At 69.3% G+C, this 13,287-nt stretch carries 13 protein-coding genes, 1 tRNA gene and 1 riboswitch; of the genes, 6 read left to right on the top strand and 8 right to left on the bottom strand.

Annotation, left to right across the window (positions count from 1 at the left end):
• The first annotated feature begins 8 nt into the window (after positions 1-8).
• Positions 9-1,076, top strand: a complete 1,068-nt coding sequence (locus tag FBZ88_RS22360) for a COX15/CtaA family protein (RefSeq protein WP_246138808.1) — start codon at positions 9-11, stop codon at positions 1,074-1,076.
• Between the two features lie 75 nt (positions 1,077-1,151).
• Here FBZ88_RS22360 and FBZ88_RS22355 read toward each other — a convergent pair whose 3' ends face one another.
• Together FBZ88_RS22355 and motA are read right to left on the bottom strand one after the other, a co-directional pair.
• Positions 1,152-1,754 (bottom strand): DJ-1/PfpI family protein, encoded by a 603-nt coding sequence (locus FBZ88_RS22355; RefSeq protein ID WP_145619327.1) that lies wholly within the window; start codon positions 1,752-1,754, stop codon positions 1,152-1,154.
• A 416-nt stretch (positions 1,755-2,170) separates the two neighbouring features.
• The gene (gene motA, locus FBZ88_RS22350; RefSeq protein WP_004271405.1) at positions 2,171-3,031 is read right to left on the bottom strand and encodes a flagellar motor stator protein MotA; all 861 of its coding nucleotides are present in this window, start codon (positions 3,029-3,031) and stop codon (positions 2,171-2,173) included.
• 188 nt (positions 3,032-3,219) lie between these two features.
• Positions 3,220-3,329: riboswitch (TPP riboswitch) on the top strand.
• Here motA and thiO point away from each other — a divergent pair.
• The 4 genes from thiO to FBZ88_RS22330 all read left to right on the top strand — a co-directional run bounded on the left by thiO (position 3,297) and on the right by FBZ88_RS22330 (position 6,061).
• Positions 3,297-4,505, top strand: a complete 1,209-nt coding sequence (gene thiO / locus FBZ88_RS22345) for a glycine oxidase ThiO (protein ID WP_186464557.1) — start codon at positions 3,297-3,299, stop codon at positions 4,503-4,505. (Overlaps the previous riboswitch by 33 nt.)
• Complete coding sequence (gene thiS / locus FBZ88_RS22340; protein WP_088872211.1) at positions 4,502-4,705, top strand: sulfur carrier protein ThiS; 204 nt, start codon at positions 4,502-4,504, stop codon at positions 4,703-4,705. Before thiO ends, thiS begins: the two co-directional genes overlap by 4 nt.
• Positions 4,698-5,471, top strand: coding sequence for a thiazole synthase (gene thiG / locus FBZ88_RS22335; RefSeq protein ID WP_145619326.1), 774 nt, complete (start codon positions 4,698-4,700; stop codon positions 5,469-5,471). The genes thiS and thiG overlap by 8 nt, the downstream gene beginning before the upstream one ends.
• Before the next feature lie 2 nt (positions 5,472-5,473).
• Entirely contained in the window at positions 5,474-6,061 is a 588-nt protein-coding gene (locus tag FBZ88_RS22330) for a thiamine phosphate synthase (protein WP_145619325.1), read from the top strand.
• Here FBZ88_RS22330 and FBZ88_RS22325 read toward each other — a convergent pair.
• The 3 genes from FBZ88_RS22325 to polA all read right to left on the bottom strand — a co-directional run bounded on the left by FBZ88_RS22325 (position 6,058) and on the right by polA (position 9,770).
• On the bottom strand, positions 6,058-6,363 hold the full coding sequence (locus tag FBZ88_RS22325) for a type II toxin-antitoxin system RelE/ParE family toxin (RefSeq protein WP_145619324.1): 306 nt from the start codon (positions 6,361-6,363) through the stop codon (positions 6,058-6,060). The genes FBZ88_RS22330 and FBZ88_RS22325 overlap by 4 nt on opposite strands.
• Positions 6,363-6,614 carry a hypothetical protein gene (locus FBZ88_RS22320; protein ID WP_145619323.1) on the bottom strand — a complete coding sequence of 84 codons (252 nt, stop codon included), beginning with the start codon at positions 6,612-6,614 and terminating at the stop codon, positions 6,363-6,365. Before FBZ88_RS22320 ends, FBZ88_RS22325 begins: the two co-directional genes overlap by 1 nt.
• A 147-nt stretch (positions 6,615-6,761) precedes the next feature.
• The gene (polA, locus tag FBZ88_RS22315) at positions 6,762-9,770 is read right to left on the bottom strand and encodes a DNA polymerase I (protein WP_145619322.1); all 3,009 of its coding nucleotides are present in this window, start codon (positions 9,768-9,770) and stop codon (positions 6,762-6,764) included.
• 175 nt (positions 9,771-9,945) lie between these two features.
• Here polA and FBZ88_RS31600 point away from each other — a divergent pair, with 175 nt between their 5' ends.
• Positions 9,946-12,156: a tetratricopeptide repeat protein gene (locus FBZ88_RS31600; protein ID WP_186464556.1), complete on the top strand. Its 2,211-nt coding sequence runs from the start codon at positions 9,946-9,948 to the stop codon at positions 12,154-12,156.
• Between the two features lie 33 nt (positions 12,157-12,189).
• Here the strand turns inward: FBZ88_RS31600 and FBZ88_RS22305 are convergent.
• The 3 genes from FBZ88_RS22305 to FBZ88_RS22295 form a co-directional block, all read right to left on the bottom strand.
• A tRNA-Arg gene (locus tag FBZ88_RS22305) sits at positions 12,190-12,266 on the bottom strand.
• A gap of 99 nt (positions 12,267-12,365) precedes the next feature.
• A complete protein-coding gene (locus FBZ88_RS22300; protein WP_145619320.1) occupies positions 12,366-12,734 on the bottom strand; it encodes a hypothetical protein in 369 nt (122 codons plus the stop codon).
• A gap of 175 nt (positions 12,735-12,909) precedes the next feature.
• Positions 12,910-13,233, bottom strand: coding sequence for a heavy metal-binding domain-containing protein (locus FBZ88_RS22295; RefSeq protein ID WP_145619319.1), 324 nt, complete (start codon positions 13,231-13,233; stop codon positions 12,910-12,912).
• Positions 13,234-13,287: the final 54 nt, after the last annotated feature.

Genomic DNA, 13,287 nt, shown 5'->3' with positions numbered 1-13,287 from the left:
CCCATCCCGTGACCGTCACGCCTTTCCCCACCGCCCGCGCCCGTGCCGCCACCCGCGCGCCCTATCGCGCCATCGGCATCTGGCTGCTGGTCTGCGCCGGCCTGGTCTTCGCCATGGCCGTCATCGGCGCCATCACCCGCCTGACGGAAAGCGGCCTGTCGATCACGGAATGGAAGCCGGTGACGGGTGCCCTGCCGCCCCTGTCGGACGCCGCCTGGGCCGAGGAGTTCGCCAAGTACCAGGCCACGCCGGAATTCGCGCTGAAGCACAGCGGCATGGATCTGGCGCAGTTCAAGGGCATCTTCTTTTGGGAGTGGTTCCACCGCCTGGTGGGGCGTCTGATCGGCGTCGTCTTCCTGCTGCCCTTCCTGTTCTTCCTCGCCACCCGCCGCGTGCCGCGCAGCCTGGTGCCCCGCCTGGCCGGCCTGTTCGTGCTGGGCGGGCTGCAGGGCGCCTTGGGCTGGTACATGGTCAAGAGCGGCCTGGTGAATCGGCCGGATGTCAGCCATTACAGGCTGGCGGCCCATCTGTCGCTGGCGGTGCTGATCTATGTCGCCATGCTGGCCACGGCCCTGCCGCTGCTGTTCCCTGCCGCCAGTGGTGCCGTGCACCGGGCGCGCGGCAGTTTGCGCCGCCACGCCGGCATTGCCATGGCCCTGGTCGCCACCACCATGGTGTGGGGTGCCTTCACCGCCGGGCTGGACGCCGGCCAGGCCTACAACACCTGGCCGCTGATGAACGGCACCTTCGCGCCGGAGGAGATGTGGAACCTCAGCCCCACCTGGCTGAATATCCTGGAGAACACGGCGGCGGTGCAGTTCACCCACCGCTGGCTGGCCATCCTGACCGGCCTGGTGGTGTGGTCCTACGCCTTCCGCGCCCTGCGTGCTGATGTCCAGGGCCGGGTACGTGCGTTGGCCATCGCCGTGGCGGTGATGGTGCTGGTGCAGATCAGCCTGGGCATCAGCACCCTGCTGATGTTCGTGCCCGTGCACGTGGCCGCTACCCACCAAGCCGGCGCCCTGGTCCTGCTGGGCTTGTTCACCTGGACGGTGGTGGAATACCGGCGGGCATAAGAGGGCCGGCGGACAAACAAAAAAGGGCGCGAAGCCGATGCCTCGCGCCCTTCTGCGTTCCGGAGCCGGCCTGGTTTAGGCGGCTGCGGCCTTCTCGGCCAGCAGCTGACGGCGATACTCGATGGCGTCGGCGAAGACGCGCAGCATGGTGTCGATGAACTCCGGCACCACCTCTTCCGGACCGCGGGCGGTCAGCAACTGGCGGTCGATGTTCATGTTCTGGCCTTCCTCGGCCACCCAGGTGGCGCCGGCGGCCTCGACGGTCTCGCGGATCGCCTCGTTGCCGGTCACGGTGCGGCCCTTCAGACGCTGGGCCACGGCCAGCAGCTGGACGCCGTGGTTGATGGCGGCGACGCCCTTGCCGGCGTCCATGAAGCTGCCGATGATGCGGCGGGTGTGCGGGTTGGCGGCCAGCTTGGCCACGCTGCGCTCACCGCCCGGCAGGACCAGCAGGTCGAAGTCGGCGGCCAGCACCTCGCCAATCTGCTTGTCCGTGGGGAAGTAGTGGCCCCAGGACGTGCCGTGCCAGCCGTTCACCAGGCCCTGTTCAGGCGAGATGATCTTGGGCGCGGCGCCGGCGCGCAGCAGGGCGCGCTGGGCTTCGGTCATTTCCACTTCTTCGAAGCCATTGGCGATGAGGATGGCAACGGCTTTTCCAGCGAGCGGCTGATCGGTCAAATTACGTCTCCTATGTTGTTTCGGCGGCCCGACACCCGCCCGTCGCCGTTCCCCAGGGGACGGCGCCGTTGGCAAGGCGCGATGGATGCTGCCTCGTGAAAATGGCCGCCCAGGAACAGGCGGCCATGGCAAAGCGTCAGGCGTGGGCGGCTGTCGTGATGCATGCCGGGCCGATGGGATGACGCTCTATTCGCATGGCACCGTAGTTGGCCTCTCTGGCGCCCCAGGTCAATCGCATTAAGACCGAATCGGGGTTGCGGTGCGGCATGGCTGGGTTGCGGCCCGTCCGCCGGCGTCTGGCACGCGTGCGGCCGCCCTGTCCTAAACTTTGGGATTGGTTTTGAGGGGATGGGCCCCGTCCCCATAGGCCCCGACCGGGGCCGCCCTGCGCCTGAGGGCGAACCAACCGAGGCGCGCTAACTAATCGCCGACAGCGCCTCTTCCAACTCGTTGAAGTCGGGCATGTACTCCGTCGGCACCTTTTTTCGCGCCGCTTCGATGGACACCTGGGGCGCGTAGCCCGCCAGGTGAGATGTGATGGCCGCCCGGATGACGTGGTAGAACTGGTTCTCCTCCTCCGCCACGCCCTTCAGCCGCGAGGCGATGGGGGCGATGATGCAGTAGGACAGGAAGATACCCATGAAGGTGCCGACCAGGGCGCCGCCGATCAGCTTGCCCAGCACCTCGGGCGGCTCGGTGATGGATGCCATGGTCTTGATGACGCCCAGCACGGCGGCCACGATGCCCAGGGCGGGCATGGCGTCGGCCATGGTCTGGAAGGCGTGGCTGGAGTGCAGGTCCTCGTGCTTGGCCTTGTCGATCTCCTGCTCCATCAGCGCCTCAAGCTCATGGGGATTGTCCACGCCGATGGAGAACATGCGTAGGTAGTCCGCGATGAACTTGACCGTGAACGGGTCCTTCATGATCGAGGGGTAGGCGTTGAAGATGTTGCTTTCCAAGGGCTTTTCGATGTGCTGCTCGATGGCCAGCACGCCCTTGGTCTTCATCGTCTTCAGGATTTGATAGAGCAGCGACAGCAGCTCCATGTATTCCTTTTTGTGGAACTTGGCACCGGGGAAGATGCGCTTCACCGCACCCAGCGCCTGCTTGATGGTGTGGGTGCTGTTCGCCACCATGAAGCCGCAGATGGCGGCGCCGCCGATGGTCATGAACTCGCCGGGCAGGGCCTCAAGGATGATGCCGATCTTGCCGCCGAAGATCATGAACGACCCGAACACGCAGATGAACACGCCGAGCAGGCCGATGGCGGCAAACATGAGCAGACCTTGGTAGCTGGACCCCTAAGGTTCGCAGAGTCCAGACAATCGGCCTACTTGTCAAATCCCTGATGGGTTAGGGCGGACGGCACATCGGCGCGCGCGAACGGGGGATGTCGGACGCGGCCCCGTCACCCAGGCATGACGCCAAGGCCCTTGAATTCGGACGGCCCGTCCGCCATCGTTCCCGCCATCGACTGGGGTGCCGCCCGCCTGACCATCAGGCCCGCGGCTGAGATCAGACCCATGGAACCTGCTCCGGATCATGCCGGCGAAGGGAGATCGCGAGACCGTGACCTATCATCCGCCTTTGGGCACCTCATTGCATAAGCCGTCCGTCGCCATCATAGGTGCCGGCTGCATCGGCCTGTCCATCGCCTGGCGCCTGGCCGCCGCCGGCTGCACGGTCGACATCTATGACCGGGGGACCGCCGGCCGGGGCGCCACCCATGCCGCCGCCGGCATGCTGGCGGCCGCCGTGGAGACGGAACCGGGGGAGCAGGCGCTGCTGCCCCTGACCCTGGACAGTCAGCGGCGCTGGCCCGCTTTCGCCGCCGAGCTGGAGGCTTACAGCGGCCTGCCCGTCGATCTGCGCACGGACGGCACGGTGCAGGTGGCCCTGACCCGCGACGATGTCGAGGTGCTGCGCAGCGGCTTCGAGTTCCAGCGCGGCTTGGGCCTCAACGTCACCTGGCTGAACGGCGCTCAGGTGAAGGAGCGTGAGCCGTGGCTGAACCCCCGCGCCGCCGCCGGGGTGCTGGGCGCCGATGACGGCCAGGTGGACAACCGCAAGCTGGCGCTGGCGCTGAAGGCCGCCGCCTTGAAGGCCGGCGCCCGCCTGCACGAGGGGGCGGCCGTGGAGGCCCTGTCGCTGACGGCGGGCCGCGCCGACGGTGTGGTGGTGGACGGCGCGCTGAAGCCCGCCGACGTGGTGGTGCTGGCCGCCGGCGCCTGGTCGCGCCAGCTGGCGGGTCTGCCCGAGGGCGCGGTGCCGCCGGTGCGGCCGGTGAAGGGCCAGATGCTGGCCCTGCGCATGGACCCGGCCCAGCCGCTGTTGCGCCATGTGGTGTGGCCGCCCAAATGTTATCTCGTGCCCCGTCTGGATGGGCGCCTGATCGTGGGCGCCACCACCGAGGACAAGGGCTGGGATGACCATCTGACGGCTGGCGGCGTGCTGGCCCTGCTGGAGGCCGCGTGGCGGGCCCTGCCCGGGGTGGAGGAACTGCCCATCGAGGAGATGTGGGTGGGCCACCGCCCCGGCAGCCGCGACGACGCCCCCATCCTGGGGCCTGTGCCCGATGTCGCCGGCCTGGTCATGGCCACCGGCCACCACCGCAACGGCATCCTGCTGACACCCGGCACGGCCGACCTGGTCGCCGATCACATCCTGACAGGCCGGGTGGACCCCCTGCTGGCGCCCTTCGGCATCGGGCGCTTTGACCAGCGGACTGAGCTTAACGTGAGGCGCGCATGATCACCGTGAACGGCAAGACCCGCGACCACGCGGATGGCCTGGACCTGCCGGCCCTGCTGGGTGAGGCGGGGGTGGAGCTGGGTGCCCGCGGCATCGCCGTGGCCGTCAACGGCACCGTGGTGCCGCGTGCCCGCTGGGCGGAGCGCGCCGTCGCCGACGGCGACGCCATTGAAATCGTGAAGGTGCTGCAAGGTGGCTGAAGACCTGTTCCGCATCGCCGGCAAGGCGTTCACCTCCCGCCTGTTTTTAGGAACCGCGGGCTATCCCAACCAGCAGGTGTTCCTGGACAGCCTGGCGGCCTCGGGCGCAGAGGTCGTCACCGTCTCCATCCGCCGGGTGGACATGGAGGGCGGGGCCGAGGGCATCCTGGATCTGGTGCGCGATCGCGCCTGGCTGCTGCCCAACACCGCCGGCTGCGCCACGGTGAAGGATGCCGTTCTGACCGCCCAGCTGGCGCGCGAGGCGCTGGACACCAGCTGGATCAAGCTGGAGCTGATCGGCGACCGTGAGACACTGTACCCGGATGTGGAGCAGCTGGTGACGGCGGCGGCCCAGCTGGTGGACGACGGTTTCACCGTCCTGCCCTATTGCACTGACGACCCCATCGTCTGCCGCCGCCTGGCCGACGTCGGCTGCGCCGCCGTCATGCCCCTGGGGGCGCCCATCGGCACGGGGTTGGGTATCCTTAATCCTTACAATATCGAAATGATCTGCGCGCGCAGCACGGTGCCGGTCATCCTGGACGCTGGCATTGGCACCGCCTCTGACGCCGCCCTGGCCATGGAGCTGGGCTGCGACGCCGTGCTGCTGAACACGGCGGTGTCCAAGAGCACCGACCCGGTGCGCATGGCCGCCGCCATGGGCCACGCCGTCGCCGGCGGCCGCCTGGCCCGCCTGGCCGGCCGTATCCCCAAGCGCACCCGGGCCGAAGCCTCCAGCCCAGAGCTGGGGCTGATCGGGGGATAAGGGTGGGATTGCCCAATCCTCCCCTGCTGGTCATCACCGACCGGCGGCAGGCATCCATGCCGCTGCCCCGTTTGCTGGACCGGGTGTTCGCCGCCGGCTGCCGTTGGGCCAGCGTGCGGGAGAAGGATCTGGCCCCCTGCGACCGGCTGGATCTGGTGCGTGAACTACACCCCATCGCCCGCCATCACGGCGCCGTGCTGACGGTGCACGGCGACCTGACGGCGGCCGTGCTATGCGACGGCGTGCATCTGGGGGCGGGCGGCGATGTGGCGGCGGCCCGCGCCCGCCTGGGCCCCCTGGCCCTGGTGGGCCTGTCCCGCCACCATCCGGAGGAGGGCCTGGGCGGCGCCGACTACGCCACCCTCAGCCCCATTTTCGAGACGGCGTCCAAGCCCGGCTACGGCCCTGCACTGGGCCTCCAGGCCCTGTCCCGCCTGCCCGGCGCTTTGGCCCTGGGCGGCATCACCCCCGCCAATGCGGCGCAGGCCCGCGTGGCTGGCGCCGCTGGCCTGGCCGTCATGGGTACCGTCATGCGCGCGGCCGACCCAGGCGCCGTCGTGCGGGACCTGCTGGCGGCTTGGGGCGCTTAGTCTGTTATCTGGGCAAGGATCGCATCGAAATCCCGGCGCCCATGAAGGACGCGGACAATTTCCACGGCGCGGCCCGTCACGCGATAAAGGACAACGTAGGATTTATGGACTGTGAAACTCCGCAGTCCGGCGGCGACTACCCCCAACTCCCGTCCCAGCTTCGGGAACTCCGCCAGCTTTTCCGCGAAGTCGAAAACGGCGTCGATGACATCGTCGGCGGCTTTCGGATTTTCCACGTAGATATGCGCCCAGATCTCGCGAAGGTCCTCTTTCGAAAGAGGGGAAAAGACGACCTTTGCCATCAAGAGCCGCGATGGGCGCGAAATTCGGCCTTCAGCGACTCCCGGGTTTCCACCGTGCCCAATCCGGCGTCTAGTTGGTTGACGGCTGCCTGGCTGGACTGGCGCAGCCGTTCGATTTGCTCAGCCTCACGGGGATCGATGCGGCGTACCTCCACCCGATACAGGTCGGTTGCCTTTCCGGCGTCCAGGTCTTTCGCCAAGCTGGCCGGCAGTTCGTCGCGGCGAAGGGTGCCAACGGTGAAGTTTGCCATTAGAGGCTCCGGGCGGCGGGGTTAAGCATGGCGCAAATGATAGTCCAATCTTCCGACCATGGCATCGCCCCTCCTACTTGATAGCGCGTCCCGGCTTTGCCAAGCGGTGGGGGCAGGATGGCCCCGCAATTGCCTGAGTCACACGAATCAATGCGCCTCGCCCCAGCTCCGCCCCGTTCCGGCCTCGGCCACCAGGGGCACGGACAGGCTGGCGGCGCCCTCCATGACCTGGCGCACCACGGGGATGGTGGCGTCCACCTCCGCCACCGGCACCTCGAACAGCAGTTCGTCGTGCACCTGCAGCAGCATGCGGCCGGTCAGCCCGGCGTTCGCCATCGCGGCGGGAACGCGGGCCATGGCGCGGCGGATGATGTCGGCGGCCGTGCCCTGGATGGGGGCGTTGATGGCCTGGCGCTCGGCGAAGGCGCGGCGGGCGGCGTTGCTTTCCTTGATGCCCTGGATCCAGCACTGACGGCCGAACAGGGTGGTGACGTAGCCTTTCTCCTTGGCCTCGGCCTTGGTCTTCTCGAAATAGCCGGCCAGTTCGGGGAAGCGTTCGAAATACTGCTTGATGAAGGCCCCGGCCTCACCCGCGCCGATGCCCAGCTGGCGGCCCAGGCCGAAGCCGGAGATGCCGTAGATGATGCCGAAGTTGATGGCCTTGGCCTTGCGGCGAATCTCACTGGTCATCTGGTCCAGCGGCACGCCGAACACCTGGGACGCCGTCATGGCGTGAATGTCGATGCCCTCGGTGAAGGCCTGCTTCAGGGCCGGCACGCCGGCGATCTCCGCCACCAGGCGCAGCTCGATCTGGCTGTAGTCCACGGACAGCAGGACATGGCCTTCCGGCGCCACGAAGGCGCGGCGGATCTTGCGCCCCTCCTCCGTGCGGATGGGGATGTTCTGCAGGTTGGGGTCGGTGGAGCTGAGACGGCCGGTGGCGGTGGCGGCCAGGGCGAAGCAGGTGTGCACGCGGCCCGTACCGGCGTTGATCTCCTCCTGCAGGGCGTCGGTGTAGGTGGATTTCAGCTTGGCCAGCTGGCGGTGGTCCAGCACCTTCTGCGCCACCTCCACCCCCTGTTCGGCCAGGGGTTCCAGCACGCTGCTGTCGGTGGAATAGGCGCCGGTCTTGCCCTTCTTGCCGCCGGGCAGGCCCATCTCGTCGAACAGCACCTCGCCCAGCTGCTTGGGGCTGGCGACGTTGAAGGGATGGCCCACCAGGGTGTGGATTTCCTGTTCCAGTGCCGCCAGACGGCCGGCGAAATCGCGCGACAGCTCGGCCAGCATGGCGCGGTCCACCAGGATGCCGGCCTCCTCCATGGTCGCCACCACGGGCGTCAGCGGGCGGTCCAGCGTCTCGTACACCGTGACCAGGTGGCGGCGCAGCACGTCGGCCTTCAGCACCTGGTGCAGGCGCAGGGTGATGTCCGCGTCTTCCGCCGCGTAGGCGCAGGCGCGGTCCAGGGGCACGCGGTCGAAGGTGATGCGGTTCTTGCCGGTGCCCGTCACCTCGTCGAAGGTGATGCAGGTATGGCCCAGGTGACGCTGCGCCAGCTCATCCATGCCGTGGCCGTGGGCGCCGGCGCCCAGGGCGTAGGACAGCAGCATGGTGTCGTCCACGGGTGCTATGGCGGCCGGGCCGGGGGCGAAGCCGTGACGGGCCAGCACCCGGATGTCGAACTTCAGGTTATGGCCTACCTTCAGCACCGACGGATCGGCCAGCAGTGGCGCCAGCAGGGCGCGGGCTTCCTCCAGCGGAATCTGCGGCGGCGGGGGCGGGGCCTCGCCGAAATCGAAGCCGCCCGCCTGCTCCTTCGGAGCGTCTGGGTTAATGTGCGTAAGGGGCACGTAGCAGGCGCGGCCCGGCGTGTGGGACAGGGAGAAGCCGACCAGCTTGGCCCGGTCGGGGTACAGGCCGTCGGTCTCGGTATCGATGGCCACCGTGCCGGCCAGGGTCGCCTCGTCGATCCAGCGCTTCAGCACGGCAGCGTCCTGCACCAGCTCGTACGCGATCTCGGTGGGGGCGGGGATCTTGGGCTCCCCGATGGGGGCGGCCTCGGTGCTGTAGAAGCGGCTGTTGTAGGCGGCGCGCACGGCGTCGGTGCGCTGCTCCGCCCCGCCGCCGCCGGCCGTGGCCTCCAGCGTCAGGGCCGGGGCGCTAGTGCCACCGCCATTGGGGGCCGCATTGCCGCCGTTGGCCTTCAGGATGTCGTTCTCGACCTTCTGGATGGCGGAGCGGAAGCCCTGCTCGCGCAGCCAGCCGATCAGCTTGTCATGATCGGGCTTGCGCGCCGTCAGGTTCTCCAGCGGCTCGGGCACCGGCACGTGGGCCTCCAGCTTCACCAGCTGGCGGGAGATGCGGGCCATCTCCGCATGCACGGTCAGGGCCTCGCGCCGCTTGGGCTGCTTGATCTCGTGCGCGCGCTCCAGCAGGGCGTCCAGCCCGCCATACTCGGTGATCAGCTGGGCGGCGGTCTTGACGCCGATGCCGGGTACGCCCGGCACGTTGTCCACGCTGTCGCCGGCCAGGGACTGCACGTCCACCACCAGTTCCGGCGCCACGCCGAACTTCTCCAGCACCTCGTCCCGGCCGATGCTCTTGTTCTTCATCGGGTCCAGCAGGCCGACGCCGTCGGTGATCAGCTGCATCAGATCCTTGTCGGACGAGACGATGACGCAGTCGCGCCCCGCCTCGCGCGCCAGGCGGGCGTAGGTCGCGATCAGGTCGTCGGCCTCATACCCCTCCAGGTGCAGGCAGGGCAGGTTGAAGGCGTCCACCGCCTGGCGGATCAGGTCGAACTGCGGGATCAAATCTTCCGGGGGCGGCGGCCGGTGAGCCTTGTAGTCCGGATAGATGGCGTTGCGGAAATTCTCCCGCTTGCTGTCGAAGATGACGGCGACGGAGTGCACCTTCACGTCGGCCAGCAGCTTCATCAGCATGTTGGTGAAGCCCAGCACCGCGTTCACCGGCGTGCCATCCGGCCGGTTCAGCGGCGGCAGGGCGTGATAGGCGCGGAAGATGAAACCCGAGCCGTCCACCAGGTACAGCGTCTCCTTCACCTCGCCCGGCACGGCCGGAACACCGGTCACGGGCGTGGGCGCGTCCGGCGGAACAGGGATGGAGTCGGTCGCGGCGGCATCGGGGGTGTCGGCCATGGCGGGCATCTTCAGCATAACGGGCGGGGGTGGGACGCGCGCGTGAACGCGGGCATCCCGGGACCGCACCATGGCCGATTTGGGGCGGGGCTGTCGAGGGGCGGCGGCTCCCGCCTCGACAGCGGCGGGGATTGCGGCCAAGGTAGGCGCCGCGATCAGGAAGGACGGGCCGGCCGTGAGCGGGGAGCAGCAGGGGCAGGATGGGGCGGCCGCGCTGGCCGAGATCTTCGACCAGGCTACCGGCCACCATGCCGCCGGCCGCCCGGCGGAGGCGGAGGCGCTGTACCGCCGGATATTGGTGGCCGTGCCGCGACAGCCCGATACCCTCTATCTGCTGGGGACGCTGGCCTATCAGACCGGGCACCTGGACGCCGCCGCCGACTTGGCGCGCCAGGCCATCGGCGCGAAGGCGGACGCCCCCGCCTTCTATGTCCTGCTCGGTAACGTTCTGCATGACCAGCGCCAGCTGGAGGGGGCAGCGACCTGCTTCCGTCGGGCCCTAACCCTGGATGCTGGTAGCGTGGGCGGCCACCTGGGCCTGGCCAACGTGCTGCAGGACCAGGACCGCGTGGCCGAGGCGGTGACGGAATATCGCCAGGCCCTGGCCCTGAACGCCGGGGATGCCAACATCCACAACAACCTGGGCGGCGCGCTGCTGCGCCTGGACCAGCCGGAGGCGGCGCTGGCCTGTTTCGACCGGGCCATGACGCTGTCGCCGGGCCGGGCGGACCCGATCTACAACCGCGCCAACGCGCTGCGCGCCCTGGGCCGGAGCACCGAGGCGGAGGACGCCTATCGCCAGGCCCTGGCCCTCAACCCCGCCCACCGTGACGCCACTCTCAACCTCGCCAACCTGCTGCTGGCCGATGGCCGGGCCGCGGCGGCGGAAGCCCTCTGCCGCCAAGTGCTGGCCCGGGCGCCGGACCATGTCGACGCCTTGATGAACCTGGGGGTGGCCCTGCACGGCCAGGGCCGCGTGGCCGCGGCCGAAGAGGCGCTGAACCAGGCCCGCGCCCTGGCGCCGCGCCGGGCCGATGTGCTGAACAACCTGGGCCTGGTGCTGGCGGCCTCGCGCCGGCGGGATGAGGCCGTGGCCCTATACCGCCAGGCCCTGGCCCTGCGGCCCGACCTGGCCGACGCGGCGTGCAACCTGGCGGCGGCGCTGGCGGGCCAGGATGACGCGGCCGGGGCGCGGGCCCATGCCGAACAGGCCCTGCGCCTGCGCCCCGACGATGCCAAGGCGCATTTGGCCATGGGCAACGCCCTGGAGGCGGCCGGCGATTTCGCCGGGGCGCTGGCGCGCGCGCTGGAGGCGGTGCGGCGGGCGCCCACCTTGGCCACGGCCCACGGCAACGCGGCGTTGATGTTGTCGCATCTGGGCCGCCCGGCGGAGGCGCTGGCCCACTTCGACAGGGCGGCGGCCTTGCCCGACGCCACCCCGGAAATCCTGTGGAACCGTTCCCTCGCCCGGCTGCTGGCGGGGGATTTCGCCGCGGGGTGGATGGAGTATGAGCGGCGGTGGGATACGGACCTGATGAAGGCCGCCCGTCGCACCTACAGCCAACCGCGGTGGCGGGGGCAGCGGGCGGAGACGGGCCGCTCCACCCTGTTGCTGCATGCCGAGCAGGGCATGGGCGACGTGCTTCAGTTCTGCCGCTACGCCCCGCTGGCGGCGGAGCGGGGGCACGCCGTGGTGCTGGAGGTGTACCGGCCGCTGTTGCGCCTGCTGCACAGCCTGCCTGGCGTGGCGGAGGGGCGCGTCCGGCTGGTGGCGACCGGTGATCCGTTGCCGCCCTTCGACCTGCACTGTCCGCTGATGAGCCTGCCGCTGGCCTTCGGCACCACCTTGGACACCGTGCCGGCCGCCACGCCCTACCTGGCGGCCGACCCGACCGACCTGTCCCGCTGGCGCGACGCGGTCGCCGCCGGTGGTCCAGGCCTCAAGATTGGCTTGGCCTGGGCCGGCAACCCCAAGACCAGTGTGCCGGACCGGCGCCGTTCCATCGATCCCACGCTGCTGGCCCCCCTGGCGGACGTGCCGGGCGTGCGCCTGTTCAGCCTGCAGAAGGAGGGTGCGGCGCCTGCGGGCCTTTCCCTGACGGACCTGATGGGCGGGGCGGCGGATTTCGCCGACACCGCCGCGCTCATCTCGCAGCTGGATCTGGTCATCAGCGTGGACACGGCCGTGGCCCATCTGGCGGGAGCCCTGGGCCGGCCCGTCTGGCTGCTGAACCGCTTCGACACCGACTGGCGCTGGCTGCTGGGCCGCGACGACTCGCCCTGGTATCCCACCCTGCGCCAGTTCCGACAGACCAGCCCCGGCGATTGGCAAGACCCCATCGCCCGCGCGTGCGACGCGCTGGCGCGATGGGTACAGAGCGCCTGAGGCGGCGCCAGTGGACTTCAAATGCGGGGAAGGTGGCGGACCCGATACGATTCGAACGTACGACCTCTGCCTTCGGAGGGCAGCGCTCTATCCAGCTGAGCTACGGGTCCATGCCGGGCGACACACCGGGTTTCCGGCGGCGCGGCGCGCACCATACAGGCAAGTTCCGGGCAATGCAAACGCTATGGTGGGGGCCGGGCGGGGGGCGCTCAGGGTTGCCGGTCCAGGCGGACGTAGCGGCGTTCCAGGCGGGCGGCGTTGTAGTAGACGGCAACGGGGGCGCCGGTGCCGGGGTCGGTGAAGCGCTCGCCCGTGTCCTGCCAGCCGGGGCCGGGCAGGTCCGTCAGCGGCTTGTAGGTCACGCGCTCGACACAGGCGGCCAGGCACAGGACGCCGGTGCCGACCAGCACGCCGATGGGAAAGACGGTCACCATGTCCATAAACCAGACGGCCAGGGTGGTCGCGAAGGCCAGGGCGCTGCCGATCATCAGCCAGGTGCAGGCGGGCTGGCGCAGGTGGGAGCGGCGTTGCCGGGCGTGGCCGGGACCGGATCCGAAATGGACATGCAGCACGGACATGATGGACGTCTCCTTCCCCTGTTCGGGGGCCCTGGCGTCGGGCGTGCCCGAACCGATGGCGGGGCCGGCGGTCCGTGGCGGGCGTCCGGGGCGTCGGGCCCCTCTGCTTGATGGTGGTTCGCAGGCTTTCCCTAGGCAGGCTTTCCTTTCCTGAAACTCAAACGGCTCCTGAAACTCAAACGGCGGCTTCCAGCACCACGGCGGTGCCGTAGGCGACGATCTCGCTCATGGTCTCGCCGATCTCGGAACTGTCGAAGCGCATCATGACGACGGCATTGGCCCCCATGGCGCCGGCATTGGCGACCATGCGGTCGATGGCCTGGCGGCGGCCTTCCTCCAGCATCTGGGTGTATTCGTGGATCTCGCCGCCCACCAGGGTGCGCAAGCCGGCCATGAAATTGCCGGCCAAACCCCGGCTGCGCACCACCACACCGAATACTTGGCCCTTCACGGCCATGACCCGATGTCCCGGCACGGCCTCCGTCGTCACCACCAGCATGCGGCACTCCTGTCCTGTGAGGGAAAGCTTACGCCCGGGCGCCGTCCCACGCCA

The organism is Nitrospirillum bahiense, from assembly GCF_007828025.1.
GTDB lineage: Bacteria > Pseudomonadota > Alphaproteobacteria > Azospirillales > Azospirillaceae > Nitrospirillum > Nitrospirillum amazonense.
The sequence above is the reverse complement of the archived record's forward strand: the minus strand, read 5'-3'. Positions and strand labels throughout refer to the sequence as shown.